Raw genomic sequence first — 18,761 nt, forward strand, 5'->3', positions numbered from 1 at the left:
AGCCCCATCGCATGTCCCGCCTTCAGCCGCGCTTCCAGCGGCTGAACGCGTTTCTACCAGTAATCAAGAGTAGGTGAGTGCAAAATGAGCTTATCCCGCAAACAATATTGGATCGCCTGCTTGTTCCTGCTGCCGGCGCTGGCCATCTTCGGCATGTTCTTTTATTTTCCGTTCCTGCAGAGCATCTACTATTCCTTTACCGAGTGGAACGGCATCAAGGCGCCGCGCTTTATCGGTTTCGACAACTACAAGTATCTGTTTCAGGATGCGCAAATGCTCGACGGCATGAAAAATACGCTCAAAATGGTCGTATTCGGCCTGATCGTGCAGAACCCGCTGGCGCTGCTGCTCGCGCTCCTGCTGAATCGGAAATTCCGGACGCGCGGCTTCCTGCGCACCTCCTTTTATTTGCCGGTCATCATCAGCCTTGTCGTCACGTCCATCGTCTGGGGCGAGCTGTTGAAATACGACGGCTTCATCAACGGCATTCTGGAGCCGATCATCGGCGAGGCGCGCATCCAGGATTGGCTGGGCACGGTCAGCACGTCCTTCCCGACCATCATGCTGCTCACGCAGTGGCAGGGCATCGGTTATTGCGCCCTGATCTATCTGGCGGGCCTGCAGTCGATTCCGACCGACGTGTACGAAGCCGCGGATATCGAGGGCGCGAAAGGCTTCGCCCTGTTCCGGCACGTCACGTTCCCGATGCTGATGTCGTCGGTGACCATCGTGCTCTTCCTGACGATCGTCGGCGCGCTGCGGCTGTTCGACCTGCCGTTCCTGCTTACCAACGGCGGACCGGGTTCCTCGTCCTACACGCTGTTCCTCGCCGTGTACAATTCCGCCTTCAAGAACCAGAGCTACGGCTACGCGACGGCAGGCGGCATCGTGCTCGCCCTGTTCATCATCGCCGTCACGGTCGTCCAGCTCGGCATTACGCGCAAGAGGGAGGTCGAGCTGTAATGGGCTTGAACAAACGTCCTTCCCTCGTGCTCGAAGCGCTGCTGATCCTGGCGGCGCTGGCGTTCCTGTTCCCGATCTTCTTCCTGCTCGAGATGAGCTTCAAGGAGCCGCGCTACTTCTTCAAGCCGTACGAGCTGCCGCACAGCTTTTATTTCGACTACTACCGGAAAGCCGTGCAGGACATGGACTTCTTCACCGGGCTGACCAACTCCGTGCTCGTCACGGTCGGCGCGCTCGGGCTCGCGATCATCGTGGCGTCGATGTCCGGCTACGTCCTGTCCCGCCGGCAGGAGCGGCTGTTCCGCTATGCGTACCTGTTCTTCCTCTCGGGCATGGTCATCCCGACGGTCGGCTCGCTGATCCCGCTCTTCACGCTGGCGGTCAAGATTCACCTGATGAACACGCGGACGTTGCTCGTGCTGATCTACACGGCCGGCTTCATTCCGTTCGCGTCGTTCCTGTACGCGGCGTTCACGAAGTCGATCCCGCGGGAGCTGGAGGAGTCGGCCAGTCTCGACGGCTGCGGCCCGTTCCGCTTGTTTTGGCGCATTATTTTCCCGCTGCTGCTGCCGGCGACGGGCACGTTCATCATCACGAACGTGTACGGCATTTGGAACGATTTCCTGACGCCGCTCATCTTCCTCAACCAGCCGGAGAAAATGACGCTCATGCCGCAGATCGTGCAGTTCATGTTCAACAAGCAGTCCGTGAACTACGGCCCCGTGTTCGCGGTCAGCGTGCTCGCGGTGCTGCCGCTGGTCGTGCTGTTCGCGTTCACGCAGAAGTACATGCTGAAGGGATTGACGGCCGGGGCCGTGAAAGGGTAGGACGGAGCGCGCTTCGCGCTATTGGATTGGCAGGGCAGCTGCGCTCCATTGCCGTCATTGCCGACGAGCGCTCCCGTGGTGCTGCGCACCAAAGTCGCTCTCGTTCGGCATGCCGGGGCTTGCGCTTGGCCCTCGCCTTATGCCGCGCTTCGCGCTTTTGGTATGAGGCAGGTGGACGCGCTTCGCGCTTTTGTTCGCGGCAGTATCTCGCGCGGATGAACGCGTTCGGCAATATTGGTTAGCGGGCAACTGTGTTTCATTGCCGTCATTGCCTTCGAGCGCCCAGAAAGCATGCACGCAATCATTAAGGAGGCGAAGAGGAGACATGTCCGCACCGAAGCATTCCTATGAAGTCGCGGTTTATTATTTTCCGCAGTGGCATCCCGATGCCAAGAACGAAGCGATACGAGGCGAGGGATGGACGGAGTGGCCGACTTTGCGCGCGGCGAAGCCGCTTTTTCCCGGGCATGAGCAGCCGAAGGTGCCGCTCTGGGGCGAGCTGGACGAGTCCGATCCGGCGGTCTCGGAGAAGCAGATCGAGGCGGCCGCGGATCATGGCGTGACGTCGTTCATTTATGACTGGTATTGGGACATGGGCGGGGGCGAAGGGCCGTTTCTGCACCGGGCCTTGGAGGATGGCTTTCTGCAGGCGGGCAACCGCGACCGGCTGCGATTCGGCATCATGTGGGCGAACCATAACGAGGTAGGGCGCGAGCGGTTCGACGCCATGACGGATTATTTGATCATCCGTTACTTCAAGGAGCCGAATTTTCTCAAGCTGGACGGAAAGCTTTACTTCTCGATTTATGAATGCCATACGCTCATCAAAGGCTTGGGCGGGATCGAGCAGACGCGCGACGCGCTGGAATCGTTCCGGGCCAAGACGCGGGAAGCGGGCTGCGGGGAGCTGCATTTGAATCTGGTGGAGTGGGGGCTGAACGACCGGCACCGCGAGATCATCGGACCGGACGCTTCGGGGCTCGTTCGCACGCTCGGCATCGACAGCGTCACTTCGTACGTATGGATTCACCATGCGGAGCCGGATGCCTTCCCGGATGCGCCGTACGAGGACTGCGCGCAAGCCGCCGCCGGCATGTGGCCCGCGTTCCGCGATGCCTATCCGGTGCCGTATTACCCCAACGCGACGATGGGCTGGGATCCCGGTCCGCGCTGCGAGCAGGACAAACCGCATGTCCGCGGGGAGTATCCGTACACGCCGATCCTGACCGGCAATACGCCGGAAGCGTTCGAGGCGATGCTGGTTGAGCTGAAGGATTATTTGGACCGCGAGTCCGGCCTGGATAACCGGATGTTCACGGTCTACGCTTGGAACGAGTGGACGGAGGGCGGTTATTTGGAGCCGGATACGGTGCACGGAATGAAGTATTTGGAAGCCATTCGCGCGGTATTCGGCGCGTGATCGTCGGGTTGCCCGCAGGAGGAAACGAACGAAAGGACAGCCTCGGCTGTCCTTTTGACGTACGATCATGTCAGACCGTCCGGCGTCTGAATTCATCCTTCAACAGTCCGTATACATATTCGTCGTACCGGCGGCCTTGAGCGAAGATCATGCTTCGCAGCGTGCCTTCCAGGCGGAAGCCGAGCTTTTCCTGCAGCTTGGCGGAGCCTTCGTTGAACGCATATACATGCGCGGTCGCTTTCTCGTAGCGCAATTCATGAAAGAAATATCGAAGCAGCAGCGTCGCCGCCTCCGAAGCGTATCCCTTCCGCCAATGCGGGCGAAAAACGGCCACGCCGTATTTGAACGTGCCGTTCCGCGCATCGCAGGCATGGGAACCGATGCTTCCGACCAACTCGCCGTCCAGGGTTTCGATCGCGAGCCGAATATTGTCGCCGTTTTGGCCCATGAACGCCTGCTGCTCCGCCCAAGCTTTCGTTCCGGCTTCCGACCGCGGAAAATACACGGCATCGGCCGACCGCGCGCCTTCCGTATCCTGATCGTTTTCATGAAATCCCGTCCAATCCTCCGGCACGATCGCGCGAAGCCTCACCTTCGGTCCTGCCCAATCATTCATCGTCGCTCCCCCTTTCCAGAATAAGGATACCATAGCCGGCGAATTCCGCACTAGGCGGCAGTACCTGGATAGGCGAATTCGGCGTATTGCCGTCCGAGGGAAATTCTTCCTCGATTCGGGCTCGCAAGTATCTCATGCACGAGGTGACGCAGGCTGCTGGACATCGCCGTCATGGCGCTGCTTGCGATTAAGCCGAACGGACGATGCGCAATCCTGTCCGAATGTTCTGCTCAAGACCGTGTTTCCGTTTAGGGAATCCGGTCTTTTTTGGGCTTGCTTCGGGAATCGTAATACGAAACTGCGCGCAGCGGGCTTGACCTTAACCAAGGTTCAGGTATTACGATACTTGAGCAGGCCAGGCCGGGCTGCCGCCCAAGAAGGGGAGAACAGAAGATGGAAATCACGTACGCAATTGCGGATATTTCGGCCGAAACGGGACTCAGCATCGACGTCATCCGCTACTATGAGCGAATCGGCCTGCTCCCGGCGGTGAAGCGCAAAGAGAACGGACATCGGGCCTACTCCAAGTCGGATCTCGCGCGGTTCACCTTCGTTAAGCATCTTAAGCGGACTCAGATGCCGCTCAAGGAAATCGAGCGGTACATCCGCTTCTACAACGAGGAGAATTTCGAAGCCTGCTACCGCGTGCTTCAAGAGCATAAGCTCAGCATCGAGCGGCAGATCGCGGAATTGACGGGATCGCTCGGCATGATGAATTACAAGCTCGATAATTACCGGCAGTTGATTCAATTACAAGACTAAGGAGCGATCATACATGGAAACTGCAATTCAATATACAAGGACGCCCCAAGAACCGATTCCATCCGGCTTCGGGAGCGACACGACGGCCGCGGAAGCGTTGGGAGGCCGCGATCTGAGCGGCAAAGTCGCCATCGTCACCGGCGGTTACTCGGGACTCGGGCTGGAAACGGCCCGCGTCCTGGCCGAAGCGGGCGCCACGGTCATCGTGCCCGCGCGCACGCCGGACAAAGCCCGGGCGGCCGTCGCCGGCATTCCGCGCGTCGAGCTCGAAGCGATGGATTTGCTCGATCCCGCATCGATCGACGCGTTCGCGGAGCGTTTCCTCGCGACGGGCCGCCCGCTCGACATCCTCGTGAACAGCGCCGGCATCATGGCCGCTCCGCTCTCGAGAGACGCCCGCGGCTACGAGTCGCAGTTCGCGGTCAATCATCTGGGGCATTTTCAGCTGACGGCCAGACTGTGGCCCGCGCTCAAGCAGGCAGGCGGCGCGCGCGTCGTATCCGTGTCCTCGCGGGCGCTTCGATTTGCCGGCGTGGATCTGGCGGATCCGAATTACGAGCACCGGGAATACGAGAAATGGCAGGCGTACGGCCAATCCAAGACGGCGAACGTGCTGTTCGCGGTCGAATTGGACCGGATCGGGTATGCGCACGGCGTTCGGGCATTCGCGGTTCATCCGGGCACGATCGTGACGGATCTGTCCAGGCACTTGTCCGACGACGAGATGCGGGCGATGGGCGCGCTCGACGAGCAGGGCCGCCGCGTCGCGGTCAATAAGGACGCCGGCTTCAAGTCGGTCGCGGAAGGTGCCGCGACGAGCGTCTGGTGCGCGGCGAACGCGCAGCTCGAAGGCCGCGGCGGCGTGTATTGCGAGGATGTGGACATCGCCGCGTTCGCCGGGCCGGACTCGCCTTCGTTCGGCCCGGGCGTCGTGCAGTGGGCGATCGATCCCGACATCGCGCGGCGGTTGTGGGCACTGAGCGAGGACATGACCGGCGTGAAATTCGAGTAAGCAAGCAGCAGTAGGGAGGGCAAACATGAGGTTACGATGATGCCTCATAAGCCTGTTCTTGTCGCCTCTTCACGACAGGGAATCGATAAAAGCAGCGCCGAGCAACGGGGTCGTACCCCGGTTTTCGGCGCTGTTTTGCGTGCCTGCGTTATTTTCGGGGCGAACGTTCATGAATACGGCCGATCTTGGAAATCCTATCGTGGAACGCGAAGCGCGCCGGGCAAGTTAGCCGGCCGGAGCGGCCATTAGTCGCGAGGTCCGTACGCGGGGACGACAGGAGGTTTTGCGCAAGGATGTTTACCAATATTTTGGTTGCCTACGACGGCTCCAATCTGTCCAAGAAGGCGTTGAACAAGGCGATCGAGTTCTACAGGCATTCGGAGGAATCGAAGCCGTCGAAGCTGGAGATCTTGCATGTGTTTCAAGACGTGGTCACGAGCGGCCAAGTGTATTTCGTGGTCAACGAGGACTCCATGAAGGAATACTCCGAGAAGCTGCGCGGCGACATCAAGGAATTGGTGCCTCCCGGTATCCGATTGGAGTTCTTTCAGGAGAAGGGAGATCCGGCCCGAACGATTCTCCAGCACGCGGAGAAGCACGGCAACGATCTGATCGTGATGGGCAGCCGCGGTCTTGGCAGGATTCGCGAGGTCGTGCTCGGCAGCGTCAGCCATAACGTGGCCCAGCACGCGAAAATTCCGGTGCTCATCATTAAGTGACGCAGACGGTTCACATGCAAAAGAGACGGCCGCGCAGCTTGCTGCATGGCCGTCTCTTTTTCGTGCAAACCTAAATTCCGCGCTCGGCACGAACCGGTCGCTTCCGCACGCATTTCAATGCAAGGCGAAAGCGAATTCGATCAATGTTACGCTTGCAAATACGGCTCCACGATGCTGCGGACGCGGTTGATGCCTTCCCACATGTCGCCGGGGCCGTCGTAGATCAGCGAGATCGCGCCGTCATAGCGGCCTTCCCGCAGCAGATCGAGACAGCGAACGTATTCTTCCGTGTCGGGAATGCCGTTCTCGTCGTAGTGCGCCTTGGCATGGACGGACACGGCATAAGGAAGAACGGCGGCCAATTGCTCGTACTTGGTCTCGCCCTTGAAATTCCCGAAATCGTCGACGACGTTCAGCTTGCCGTCGAACGCCCCGACGATGGCGAGCACGTTGGCGGACGTCGACGTGAGCGGCTTGAAGTTCTCCGTGATGATGCGGACGTTGCTGCTCTGGCCGTAAGCATGCAGCTCCTTCAGCGCCTCGATGGAACGGGCGAGGGCCGCTTCGTCGGACGGTTCGCTTTCGCCGGCGACGACGCGAATGTTCCTCGCGCCGGCCTTCGCCGCGATGTCGATCCACTCGCGGATATACGCGATATCCGCTTGCCTGCGCACTTCGTCCGCGCTGGAGATGTCGCCGTAGTCGAGCAGGACGGTGTCGAACGACAAACCGGAGCTCGCGAACGCGCCGCGCAGCTTGGCCAAATAGTCGTCATCGGTGGACGGGAAATGAAAGTGTCCGATTTCGAGCGCGCCGAAGCCTTGTCCGGCCATGTAAGCCGGCAGGTCGAGGAGATTCATCAGCTCCGGCTGCGGGGCTTCGACGAAAACATGCTTCTGCGCGTCCGCATCCCATTGCGTCCAGCGCAGCGGGCCAAGATTGCGGTGCAGGCTCCAGGTACTCAAGGAAAGATAACTCATATCAGCGATCACGCTCCAATGCAGAATAGGGGGTAGTGATTTAGAGCCGTCAAATAAATCGGCGGCAGGCTTCGCATTTCTTGACCTTTGGATATTCCCGCGCCTCGAAGAAGTCATCCGTAAAGAAGTATTGACCGTTTTTGCTGGCCTTATCGATCGCCTTCGCGCTGAAATGCGCGATATCGACGAAAACGCAGCGAGTGGAATGGAGCTTTCGTCCGGTCGTGTCCGTGATGACAAAATAACCGTCCTTGCTTTTGCAGGCTTTGAAATCCTCGGCCGTTTTGATTTCGATCAACGTTCCTCAGCTCCGTCACGAAGGATTCGCAAACATCCGACGAACCGAACGTCCGTCTCTACTTCAGGGCAAGCTGCGCGAACGCGTTCCGCTGCGCGGCGATAATCTCGTCTTCCCAGGCGTCGAGATCCGAATTCGGAACCCGGCCTTCCGCGATCATCGCGTCGAATACCATCCGCATGCCGGTCTCCAGCGAGATCGCAGGCACGAATTCCGGCACGTGCCGCATCAGCTTCTCGGAGCTGTAGTAGACATTGTGCGCGAAGATTTCATCGCAGATGCCGATGCGCTCCGCGGCGACGGATCGCAGCGTATCCAGCGATACGCCGACGAGCTCCACCTCGCGGCCGAGCACCTTCATGGCGAGCTTGTGATGCTGCTCCCAGGTCGTAAAGCCGCGGCCGACGACGTTGTACGATTGGCCGATGCAGTGCGCTTTGCCGAGCACGCCGGCGAAAGCTTTGGCCGCGTCGTCCGCATGCAGGAAGGAATGCAGCGCTTTGCCGTCGCCGCAGACGAGCAGCGGCTTGCCTTTCATGATGCGGTCGATCCAGGAGAAATCCCAGGCGACCTGCCGCAGCATGCCGGGACGCGGGCCGTACGTCGTCGACGGCTTCAGGATCGTGACCGGGAAACCCTCCCGATAGTAGGCTTCCATGAGCACGGCGTCGGCTTCGACCTTGCCGCGGCCGTAACCGGTCGTCGGGCGGAGCGGATGATCCTCCGATACCGGCAGCCAGTCATAGTCGATGCCGTACGTGCAGACGGTGGAGCATTGCACGAAATGCTTCACGCCGCGGAAAGCGCGCAGGCTGCTCTCGGCATCCTCGCGGTTGAAGCTGATCATGTCGATCGCGGCATCGAATTGCTCCAGCTGCATCGTTTGCTCGAAGAGGTCGCGTTCCTGGCGATCGCCGCGAATGACGCGGACGCCCTCCGGCAGCTCGCCGGCGCTTTGCCCGCGATTGTAGCAGGTGACCTCATGCCCCTGCGCCGACAGGAGCCTTACAATGCTCGTGCTGATCGTGCCCGTACCGCCTAGAATAACGATTCTCATGGTTTCAATCTCCTCGCTTTCGATAGGTGAATGTCAGTCGGATGCCGAAAGGATCGAAAAATCAAGCCGCCGATTCGTCCGCATGCGCCCGATCGACAGGGATTCCGCGCGCACGCAGCAACTTTGAATGAATTCGCTTGCAAATGCGGGATTCCTGCGAAGCAACGGAATTTAATCCGCTGCCCGTACGCCCGCTGCCGCAGCCAACGGACCGACAAAGGCCAACCGGCCGTCGAAAGGCACCTTATACGGCGTACAGGCGAAATCACGAAACTGTACCGTTAAGGGGCTTCCCACGTTGTGGTTGACCTTCGTTTGGAGCGGCTTTAAATGCAGTTGCAGCCTTCACGCACCAACGCGCCTCAAGCGGGCACCGTGCAGGATGCCGATAGTACCTGTAAATCGCGCCGGCAGCTCTCGATATGCCAAGTCAAACTGCTTCGTGCTGCACTTCAGCTCGCCGGCTACGCGCTCCAATATAGAGCTGCCCGGTTCTTGACTGAAAAGGGAAGCTAGCCATTCGCCCGGGCATCGGCGATCGCTTTGACCTCGCGCCATTGCGCGAGCTGCTGCTCGAGGCCGAAGATGAGGGCGTCCACGCCGGCGACGAAGGCCGCATGGTCCTGCTGCGGCATGCTTGCCGCCGCATAGGCGCCGAGCGCTTCCGGCGGCATCGGCCGCACCGCTGCCAGCGAAGCAAGCAGCAGCTGCAGGCTTTCCGCGAGCGGCGCGGCTTCCGATGCCTGCGCCGCGGCTTCTCCCGCGGCCGCCGATTCCAAGGCGCCGGCGTCTCCATAGCCGGCAGCCCCCGGAGCCGCCGCGCCGGCACGAACGGCGCTCACGCCGATGACGGCGTCTGCCGCGCCATTGGCCGCCGGCTTCGCCGAAGCGGTCGAAGACGCGCCGGCGCTACCCATGCCAACAATTCCGCCGTCACCGGCCGCGCCGCCGCCCGCTGCAGCCGATTCCGCGGCCGCCCGCGCTTTTTCCGCCTTTGCCGCAGCCGCGCGTTCCTCCTGCTCCGCTTTCAGCTCGGCGGCCCGCTCGCGCTCCTTCTTGTTCTGCTGCACGGTCGACCAGGTTTGCAGCAGCTCGTAGCCGTTCTTATAGAGCAGCTTGTCCTTCGTGCCGTCCGAGATGTCCTTGTCCTTGAACAGCTTCACGATCTTCTTCACGTCGCCGACCGGCATTTCGTCCCGCGCCACGATGAGGGCGAGCGGATCGCGGTGCTCGATCGGCAGGTCCTTGATCGGCAGCACCTGGTCCTCCGTCAGCTTGTCCTTGCGGATCTGCGTGCCGCCGACGATCAGCTTCCTGACCGCGTTCCCGAATTTGAGCAGCTCGCATTTGTGCTTGATGTAGCTCTCCGGCTTGCCGAGCTTGCTCGCGAGAAACTTCAGGGAGCTGTTGAATTTCGACGCGTTCATGAGCTTATGGAACGCTTCGGCCTCCTCGATCGGCGAGAAGCCTTCCCGGGTCAGATTTTCGGCGATCTGCTCCAAATAAATATCCATCTCGTCCGTCGCCGTCGAGACGATGCAGGGGATGGTCGCTTTGTTCAGCAGTTTGCTCGCTTTGTACCGGCGGTTGCCGTAAATGATCTTGTACCGCCCGTTCGGCGTCGAACGCACCTTGATCGGCGAAAGCAGGCCGAGCTCCTCGATGCTCTTCATCAGCTCGTCTAGCGCATCCCGGTCGAACTGGTAACGCGGCTGGTCCGTATCTTCATCGATTAAATCCATGGCGATTTGAATAATATCCATATGAATGCTCCTATCTTTGCAGAAGGTCGTGAAATTCGGCGCAAATGAGTCATCCGTATTATATAACACGGTTTTGATTGTGAAAATGACCCCGTAACCGCTTACGGCGAAATTGGGTTCTGCGGCGCGATGTGGTACGATATAACATAGCGGTTTACGAATACCAGATATTTTCCAATTTTATCTTCACCGGCGGGGGGAGCATGCCCTTCCGTCAGACCGTCATGCTTTCGCGCGGTGCCGCGACGTTACATTTTCGAAGATGAGGTGCTCAGCTTGTCGTATGAAATCGATGCACGAACGGTGATCGGAACCGTGCAGTTGCGGGTTAGCGATCTTCAAAGGTCCGTGGACTTCTATAAGGAAGTCGTCGGCTTGCGCGTCCTTGCGCAGGACGGGGAATGCGCGGCGCTCGGCGTCCCGGGCTCGGAGAAGCCGCTGCTCGCGCTGAAGGAAATCGCGGGCGCGGTTCCGCGCCCCCGCAGGTCGGGAGCGGGGCTGTACCATGTCGCCCTGCTCGTGCCGGACCGCAGATCGCTCGGCCTCGCGCTCCGCAATCTGGTCGCGAGCGGCGTGCATGTCGGCCAGTCGGATCATCTGGTCAGCGAAGCGCTGTACATCTCCGACCCCGACAACAACGGCATCGAGATCTACCGGGACCGGCCGAGGGAAGAATGGCAATGGGACGGGGAAGGCCATGTCCGCATGGCCGTGGACCCCATCGATTGGGACGGCTTGCTGGCCGAGGCCGGGGACGCGCCGTGGATCGGGCTGCCGGCGGGCACGACGGTCGGCCATATTCATCTGCACGTGACGGAGCTGCCGACGACGGAGCATTTCTACGTCGACCTGCTCGGCTTCAACACGGTCGCGCACATGGCGGATTCCGCGATGTTTATTTCCGCTGGCGGCTATCACCACCACATCGGGCTCAACGTGTGGGCGGGCATCGGAGCGCCGCTGACGCCGGACAGCGTGCCGGGACTCGATTATTTCGAGATCGTCCTCCCGACCGAGGACGAACAGATGACGGTCTTCGGCAGGCTGCAGGCGGCAAGCGTCCCGCTTCGAACGGAACGGGGAACGATCATCGCGCACGACCCCTCCGGCATACAAATTCATATGGTCGTCCGCGGTCCCGCTTAGGTTCAACCCGAAGCGAGCCGGCGGCGGCAGAGGAATCGCCTCCAGCAAGCTAGCGCATTGCGGGAGGCTTTTTCGGCGGCCCGAATACGACGAAACGAACGCGAAGTGAAGGTTGGAAAGCAAGACAACGATATCGGTTATCCGGGAAGGAGCTGCATCATGGCCAAAAGGCGAGGACTGCTAGTTACGTTCGTACGTTCGAAATGGTACATCTACGCTTCCGGCGTTTCGTTTACGCTGGCGGCCAATCTGTTTCAATCGTATTACCCCAAGGTGCTCGGCGGCTTCACGGACCAGTTGGAGCAGCAAGGCTTGACGCAATCGGCCGTGTTCGACGCGAGCATCATGCTGCTGATCATCGGCTTGGCTTACGGAATACTGGGGGGCATCGGGCAGTTCCACATCATGTACGTGGGCCGGCTGTTCGAGAAATACGCGCGCAAGCGGCTGTTCAAGCATTTCACGAAGCTCGGCGAGCAGTTCTACTCCAAGAACGGCGTCGGCAAGCTGCTCAGCTACGTGATGAACGACGTGACGACGGTGCGCGAATCGATCTCCATGGGCGTCAACCAGACGGCCAACGCGGCGATGCTGATCGTATCGGCGATCGTGATGATGGTCATCAGCGACATTCCGCTTTATCTTATCCTGGTCTGCATCTCGCCGCTGATCGCGATACCGTGGATCGTCGTGAAGCTCGGCCCCGTTATCCGTTCGCGCTCGCATACCGTGCAGGAATCGCTGGGCAAGATGACGGAATCCGCGGAGGAGCAGTTCGGCGGCATCCGGGTGACGAAGAAATTCGCGGTCGAGGACATCATGAACGACCGGTTCGGCGACTCGGTCGATCGGATCAAGGACAATCAGCTGAAGCTCGTGCGCGTATCGTCGTTCTTCCAGGCGCTGATTCCTTTCCTGGGCGCGCTGTCCTTGATCATTACGCTGGCGTACGGCGGCTACCTGACGCTGTCGGGCACGCTGTCGCTCGGCAATTTCGTCGCGCTGACGCTCTACGTCCGGATGATGGTCAATCCGCTGCAGGCGATCGGCAACGTCATCAATACGATCCAGCGCTCCCGCGCGTCGCTCGAGCGCGTCAACGATCTCATGAACAAGGAGCCGGAGATCGTGGAGCACGAGGCGGCGGTCGACGTCGATTGGTCGCATGCCCCGCTCAGGGTCAACCATCTGTCTTTCGCGTATCCCGGCGCGTCGAAAGAAGCGCTGAAGGACGTCACGCTGACGCTGGAGCCCGGCAAGACGCTCGGCATCATCGGCAAGACGGGCAGCGGCAAGACGACGCTCGTCAAGCTGCTGCTCCGCGTGTTCGATACGCCGCCCGGCAAGATCAGCATCGGCGGAACCTCGCTCGACGACCTGACGCTGGAAAGCCTGCGCAGCGGCATCGCCTACGTGCCGCAGGACGGATTTCTGTTCAGCACGACGATTCGCGACAACATCGCCTTCTTCCGCCGCAGCTCGGAGCTCTCGCTCGTGCAGAAAGCCGCGGAGCAGGCGAAGATCCACGACAGCATCATGACGTTCCCGGACGGCTTCGACACGAAGCTCGGCGAGCGGGGCGTGACGCTCTCCGGCGGCCAGCGGCAGCGGACCGCGCTTGCGCGGGGGATGCTCATGAACGCGCCGATCCTCATACTCGACGACAGCGTCAGCGCCGTCGACGCCGTGACGGAGACGGCCATCATCGAGACGATCCGCAAGGAGCGCCGCGGCAAGACGACGATCCTGATCGCCCACCGGATCAGCGCGCTGAAGCATGCCGACGAGATCGTCGTCATGGACGAAGGCCGGATCGTGCAGCGCGGCACGCATGAATCGCTTCTCGGGCAGAACGGCATTTACGCGATGCTGCACGCGATTCAAGAGGAGGGAAGCAGCGTTGGCTAAGACAATGGACGACCTGAAGACGAAGTCGGACCGCAGCGCCAAGACGGACCCTACGCTGCCGAAGACGCCGAATCATAACCGCTCCGCCTATAAAGGGCTGTACAATTACGCGAAACCGCATCGCAAGACGTTTCTGGCGGTGTTCGGCTGCATCATCCTGGCGATCACGGCGGATCTCATGCAGCCGTACCTCGTGAAGATCGCCATCGACGACTATCTCACGAAGGGCGACGCGAACGCCAACATGCTCTTCCTGATCGCGGGCATCTACCTGCTGCTTTCGGTCGGCGGCTTCCTGTTCACGTACCTGCAGAACAATCTGCTGCAAAAGGCCGGCCAGAGCATCGTCGGAGCCATCCGCAAGCACTTGTTCCGCCATATTACGAAACAATCGATGTCGTATTTCGACCGGGTGCCGAGCGGCAGCCTGATCACGCATGTGTCGAGCGATACGGAGACGATCAACCAATTCTTCAGCCAAGTGCTGCTGAGCGTGCTCCGCGACGGGCTGACGCTGGTGTTCATCATCGTGCTGATGTTCCAGCTCGACGTGCGGCTGACGCTGTACTGCCTGATCTTGCTGCCGATCATCGCGCTCAACGCCATCGCTTTCCGCTCGTACATGCGCAAGACGTACCAGATGGCGCGGACGAATCTCTCCCGGCTGGTGGCGTTCGTGGCGGAGAATCTCGCGGGCATGCACATCATCCAAGTGTTCCATCAAGAGAAGGAGCAGCAGAAGCAGTTCTCCGAGCGCAATCAGACGTACTTCCGCTCCAACCTGCGCGAGATCCGGACCAACGTGCTGTTCAACCGTTCGTTCGACATGCTCGGCAACCTGTCGGTCGCGTTCGTCACCTGGCTCGGCGGCAACGCGGTGCTGGGGGAATCCATTCCGTTCGGCGTCCTGTTCGCGTTCATTACGTATATCCGCCAGTTTTTCCAGCCGATCAATACGATCACGCAGCAGTGGAATACGCTGCTGTCCGCCTCGGTGTCGATGAACCGGATCTGGTCGATCTTCGACACGGTGCCCGAGGTGCAGGACAAACAGGGCGCGAGGTTCGATTTATCCGCCGTGAAGGGTCAAATCGATTTCAATGGGGTAAAATTCGGTTATGCGGACGGCCAACCCGTCATCCACCGTCTGGACCTGCACGTGCGTCCGGGCGAAATGATCGGCATCGTCGGCACGACGGGGGCCGGCAAGAGCTCCCTGATCAGCCTGCTCTGCCGTTTCTACGACGTGAAGGAAGGCAGCGTGACGATCGACGGCATCGACGTCCGCGACATGCAGCAGGAGAAACTGCACCGGCTGATCGGGCTCGTGCAGCAGGAGCCGTACCTCTACTCCGGCAGCATCGTCGACAATGTCCGGCTGTTCGACGACTCCGTCTCGCGGGAGGAAGTCGTCGAAGCTTGCAGGCTGGTCGGCGCGGACGCGCTCATTGCCGGCATGACGGACGGCTACGAGACGATGCTTTCCGAGCGGGGAAGCGGGCTGTCCGCGGGCGAGCGGCAGCTGATCTCGTTTGCCCGGATCATCGTGTTCAAGCCGCGCATCCTGATTCTGGACGAAGCGACGGCGAATCTCGATTCCCATTCGGAGCAGCTTATCCAGCGGGCGCTCGCGGTCGTCTCCGAAGGACGGACGACGCTCGTCATCGCGCATCGCTTGTCCACGATCATGGGCGCGGACCGGATCATCGTGATGCGGCAGGGCGAGATCGTCGAGGAAGGCACGCACCGCGAGCTGCTTGCCGCGGGCGGTTATTACGACGAGCTCTACCGGCATTCGCAAGGGAACGCAGACGGGAAGCATCGTCCGGGACGCGCGGACGGCGCCGCGATCGAAGCCGGATGAAAATAGACAAGCTGGATCGAATTGTGAGATAATAAGCTGCTTTCGATCAAAGGCACCGGTTAGGAGTTAATGAGATGGAACTATTGCTATTGATATTGGAAATACTGCTCGTTAACCTCGTCTTGAGCGGCGATAACGCCGTGGTCATCGCGCTGGCGAGCCGCAACCTGCCGCCGGAAAACCGAAAGAAGGCGGTCTGGTGGGGCGCGCTTGCCGCGGTCGGACTGCGGATCGTGCTGACGGTGGTTGCCGTTTACCTGCTGAAGATCCCGTTCATTCAGATCGCGGGCGCGCTGTTATTGTTCTGGGTCGCCGTGTCGCTGCTGAAGGACGACGGCGAGAGCAAGGACATAGAAGGCGCGCAGTCGCTGGTGAAGGCCGTCCGGACGATCGTCGTGGCGGATTTCATCATGAGCCTCGACAACGTGCTGGCGATCGCGTCCATCGCGAACAACCAGATCTGGATCATGGCGATCGGCGTCGCGCTCAGCATTCCGATCATCGTGTGGGGCAGCCAGCTGATCATGGTCGTCCTGCACAAGTTTCCGATCTTCGTCTTCCTCGGCGCGGGCATTCTCGGCTATACCGCCGGCGAGATGCTCGAAGAGAACGAGACGCTGGCGTCGGCGATTCGCAAGATCGCGGGATGGGCGGACGACGTCTTCCCGTTCCTCTGCGGCATCCTTGTCATCGCGGTCGGCTACGTGCTGCAGAAGCGCACGCGCTCGCGGGTGCAGGAAGCGTAAGACGAAGCACAGGCGTTTAATCAAGGGTGATTTGTTCGGGCGGCCGAGAGGCCGACCGGCGGATCGCCCTTTTTTGTCGTGCCGTCTATCCTGCCGGATTTTGGACTGAAATCGGGATTTCGGAGTGGATGTACGACCGGGAGTATGTCATGATTTGAGTAAAACCGCGAACGAGGACCGGCCAATCGGGAAAGGAACAACGATGAATATCCTTCGGATGTATCGATCGAAGAAATATCTCCAGCGCATCGTTCTCAGCTTCTCCGTCTTGGTGCTGATGCTGCTTGTCGTTTTTTCCGGCACGCTCTATATCAATGCCGAGAAGATCATTCTCACCATGCAGCGGGAGGCGAATACGAAGGTCCTCTCCCAAATCAAATTCAACATGACCTATCTGAACGACGTGATCCAGCGGCTCGCGATGTCGCTCTATTACGATAACGACATCATTCCGCTGATGACGGCGAGCGAGGATTCCGATATTTTCGATACGTTGACGAAGCGGTCGCGGATCGACAAGTTTGCGGACTATACGCCTTTCATCCACTCCATCATGATCTATAACGCGAAGACGGACCGTTTCTTGTGGGGCGGGGATCCGGCCGTGCAGGAACGGGATGCGCCGATTTACGCCAATATGAGGGCGATGTTCACGGGAAACCAGCCGCTGCCCAAGCTGGAAATGGTACCGATGAGTCTAAGCGAGGACGGGAACCGGGCGGATGTCTTCTCGATCTTTGATTACGATTCCATCGGGTATCGGCAAGGCGAGAGCGTATTCGTGCTGAACATCAGGCCGCAATGGCTGTTCGACAATATCAAGCTCATCAATCAGCTGGCTTGGCAGGAGAACGAGAATGTATTCATCTTGGCGGATGACGGCAGGATCCTGTCGCCCGATTCGGCTGCGCCCCCCGTCGACGAAGCCTTGAAAAAGGAGATCTTGACGCATGTTCATCGGGAGCAAGCGGAGGATACGGGAACCTTCAAATACGCGCTCGGCAGCAAGCCGAAGATCGTGAATTATCTGGGCACGGGAATCAACGGCTGGACGCTGATCAGCATTCAGTCCTACGATACGCTGGTCAGCAAAGCCGATGCGTTGAAAAATACGTCGATCGTCCTGACGGCGGTCTTCCTGCTGCTTGCCTTGCTCGCCACGCTCGGCATCTCCCACCGGCTGTATCGGCCGCTCGGCAAGCTGGTGAGCTTCGTTCGGCAGGGCTCCGATGACGAAGCGGGACCGAAGCCGCCGGACGGCGACGAGCTGTCCTATATGTCCAGCATCTACGAGGAAACAAGAAACCGCTTGCTGTCGGCCAGGAGCGAGCAAGTCACGACGCGGCATATCGTTCGTTCTTATTCCATACGGAAAATCATGACGGACGGCGCGGCCATGCCGCGCGAGGACTTGAGCGAGCTCATTCACGCGCATAAGCTGATGATCGATGATGAAGGTCCATACCTGCTCTGCGTCATGAAGCTTGACGAACGGATCGATGTTTCCGGCCGCGAGGACGATCCGGATCGCAGGCTGCTGAGCTTTGCGGTCGCGAACATCGCGCAGGAGCTGCTCGCCCGAACCTATCCGATCGAAACCGTTGAATTGAAGAACGACCATGTGGCGGCCATCATCAGCTTGCCGGACGTATCGGTCTCCACGCTCGGACATATCCGGCAGGAAATCGCGGAGATTCAGGATGTCATCGCGAAGATGTACCGGACGACCTTCTCCGCCGCGCTGAGCGAAGACATTCCTGCGTACCGATTGTTGCACCATCATTATGCTTCCTGCCTGCAGCAGATCAGGTATACGCTCGCGTTCGGCCGACAGTCCATCATTACGCCGTCTATGATCCGCGATAATCTGGGCAGCGCGGAAGCCGCACTGCCTCCGGAGCTGGAGAAGAAGCTGATCGAGAGCATGAAGTCGAATCAGGACGAAGCCTTCGAGAAGACGCTGGATAAAATCTTCGGCTTCATCGCTGCGCTGAATTACGATTACATGGTCTATATGGTGCTGCATGTCTTTATCCTGATGAAGCAGGTGATGAAAGAGATCAATGCGTTCCGGATCGTCTCGCTGCAGGGCGAGCTCGGAGACATCAATCAGAAGATCATGGATTGCCCGTCGCTCGAGGACATGAAACGAATCTTGCTCGACATGTACCGGGGAATGAACGAGAGCAAGCGCAGCCCGGAGCAAGAGCGGAACGAAATTCTCGCCGACGCGATCAGGGACATCATCGGGCAAAACTACGCGGATACGAATCTCGGCCTGCAGATGATCGGAGATATGATGAAGCTGTCGCCCGACTATATCGGGAAGCTGTTCAAGAAGCACCAGGGCTTCTCCGTCGCCGAATACATCAATGACGTCAGGCTCCGCCAAGCCGTGGATTATTTGGAGCAGGGCGATTATACCATCAACGACCTCATCGAGCGAATCGGGTTCGGAACACGCAGCAACTTTTTCCGCCTGTTCAAGAACAAATACGGCACGACGCCGAAGGAGTATCGGATCAAGCGGAGTCTGATGGAGTGAAGCTTGGCCTCGACATAAACAGCCTGGACCGTCCGGATGGACGGTTTTTTGCCGTGCGTCATGATCCTTGGGACTTAGTTGACGCTGCATCGGCCCATTTACGCCGATGAGGACGTTTAATGCGATATCGGACGC

The 18,761-nt window shown here is 59.6% G+C and carries 16 protein-coding genes; 11 read left to right on the forward strand and 5 right to left on the reverse strand.

All coding sequences use genetic code 11. From position 1 onward, the window contains the following. Nucleotides 1-84: 84 nt before the first annotated feature. The 3 genes from AC50YL_RS25765 (at nt 85) to AC50YL_RS25775 (ending at nt 3,210) form a co-directional block, all read left to right on the forward strand. Nucleotides 85-963: a carbohydrate ABC transporter permease gene (locus AC50YL_RS25765; protein WP_494835740.1), complete on the forward strand. Its 879-nt coding sequence runs from the start codon at nt 85-87 to the stop codon at nt 961-963. Then, a complete protein-coding gene (locus tag AC50YL_RS25770) occupies nt 963-1,790 on the forward strand; it encodes a carbohydrate ABC transporter permease (RefSeq protein WP_494835741.1) in 828 nt (275 codons plus the stop codon). Before AC50YL_RS25765 ends, AC50YL_RS25770 begins: the two co-directional genes overlap by 1 nt. Nucleotides 1,791-2,115: 325 nt before the next feature. Further along, the gene (locus AC50YL_RS25775; protein WP_494835742.1) at nt 2,116-3,210 is read left to right on the forward strand and encodes a glycoside hydrolase family 99-like domain-containing protein; all 1,095 of its coding nucleotides are present in this window, start codon (nt 2,116-2,118) and stop codon (nt 3,208-3,210) included. A gap of 70 nt (nt 3,211-3,280) precedes the next feature. Here AC50YL_RS25775 and AC50YL_RS25780 read toward each other — a convergent pair whose 3' ends face one another. Beyond that, on the reverse strand, nt 3,281-3,826 hold the full coding sequence (locus AC50YL_RS25780) for a GNAT family N-acetyltransferase (RefSeq protein ID WP_494835744.1): 546 nt from the start codon (nt 3,824-3,826) through the stop codon (nt 3,281-3,283). Between the two features lie 393 nt (nt 3,827-4,219). Between AC50YL_RS25780 and AC50YL_RS25785 the strand changes: the two genes are divergently transcribed. The 3 genes from AC50YL_RS25785 (at nt 4,220) to AC50YL_RS25795 (ending at nt 6,319) form a co-directional block, all read left to right on the forward strand. Next, nucleotides 4,220-4,588, forward strand: a complete 369-nt coding sequence (locus tag AC50YL_RS25785; protein WP_494835745.1) for a MerR family transcriptional regulator — start codon at nt 4,220-4,222, stop codon at nt 4,586-4,588. A gap of 13 nt (nt 4,589-4,601) precedes the next feature. Further along, complete coding sequence (locus AC50YL_RS25790; RefSeq protein WP_494835747.1) at nt 4,602-5,600, forward strand: oxidoreductase; 999 nt, start codon at nt 4,602-4,604, stop codon at nt 5,598-5,600. A gap of 293 nt (nt 5,601-5,893) precedes the next feature. Further along, complete coding sequence (locus AC50YL_RS25795; protein WP_494835749.1) at nt 5,894-6,319, forward strand: universal stress protein; 426 nt, start codon at nt 5,894-5,896, stop codon at nt 6,317-6,319. Nucleotides 6,320-6,465: 146 nt separating this feature from the next. Here AC50YL_RS25795 and AC50YL_RS25800 read toward each other — a convergent pair whose 3' ends face one another. The 4 genes from AC50YL_RS25800 to AC50YL_RS25815 form a co-directional block, all read right to left on the reverse strand. After that, nucleotides 6,466-7,284 carry a sugar phosphate isomerase/epimerase family protein gene (locus tag AC50YL_RS25800; protein WP_494835751.1) on the reverse strand — a complete coding sequence of 273 codons (819 nt, stop codon included), beginning with the start codon at nt 7,282-7,284 and terminating at the stop codon, nt 6,466-6,468. A gap of 64 nt (nt 7,285-7,348) precedes the next feature. Continuing rightward, nucleotides 7,349-7,597: a hypothetical protein gene (locus tag AC50YL_RS25805; protein WP_494835753.1), complete on the reverse strand. Its 249-nt coding sequence runs from the start codon at nt 7,595-7,597 to the stop codon at nt 7,349-7,351. Nucleotides 7,598-7,655: 58 nt separating this feature from the next. Next, nucleotides 7,656-8,654, reverse strand: coding sequence for an NAD-dependent epimerase/dehydratase family protein (locus AC50YL_RS25810; RefSeq protein WP_494835755.1), 999 nt, complete (start codon nt 8,652-8,654; stop codon nt 7,656-7,658). A gap of 512 nt (nt 8,655-9,166) precedes the next feature. Continuing rightward, nucleotides 9,167-10,417, reverse strand: a complete 1,251-nt coding sequence (locus AC50YL_RS25815) for a ParB/RepB/Spo0J family partition protein (protein ID WP_494835757.1) — start codon at nt 10,415-10,417, stop codon at nt 9,167-9,169. A 267-nt stretch (nt 10,418-10,684) separates the two neighbouring features. On the opposite strand from AC50YL_RS25815, the gene AC50YL_RS25820 reads away from it, so the two are divergent. The 5 genes from AC50YL_RS25820 to AC50YL_RS25840 all read left to right on the forward strand — a co-directional run bounded on the left by AC50YL_RS25820 (nt 10,685) and on the right by AC50YL_RS25840 (nt 18,626). Then, complete coding sequence (locus AC50YL_RS25820; protein ID WP_494836020.1) at nt 10,685-11,563, forward strand: VOC family protein; 879 nt, start codon at nt 10,685-10,687, stop codon at nt 11,561-11,563. A gap of 159 nt (nt 11,564-11,722) precedes the next feature. After that, nucleotides 11,723-13,471 (forward strand): ABC transporter ATP-binding protein, encoded by a 1,749-nt coding sequence (locus AC50YL_RS25825; protein ID WP_494835758.1) that lies wholly within the window; start codon nt 11,723-11,725, stop codon nt 13,469-13,471. A 4-nt stretch (nt 13,472-13,475) separates the two neighbouring features. After that, nucleotides 13,476-15,335 (forward strand): ABC transporter ATP-binding protein, encoded by a 1,860-nt coding sequence (locus AC50YL_RS25830; RefSeq protein WP_494836022.1) that lies wholly within the window; start codon nt 13,476-13,478, stop codon nt 15,333-15,335. A gap of 74 nt (nt 15,336-15,409) precedes the next feature. Beyond that, a complete protein-coding gene (locus AC50YL_RS25835) occupies nt 15,410-16,081 on the forward strand; it encodes a TerC family protein (RefSeq protein ID WP_494835759.1) in 672 nt (223 codons plus the stop codon). A gap of 154 nt (nt 16,082-16,235) precedes the next feature. Next, nucleotides 16,236-18,626 (forward strand): AraC family transcriptional regulator, encoded by a 2,391-nt coding sequence (locus AC50YL_RS25840; protein ID WP_494835760.1) that lies wholly within the window; start codon nt 16,236-16,238, stop codon nt 18,624-18,626. The last annotated feature ends 135 nt before the right edge of the window (nt 18,627-18,761 follow it).

This window comes from Paenibacillus sp. J22P277 (assembly GCF_059383675.1).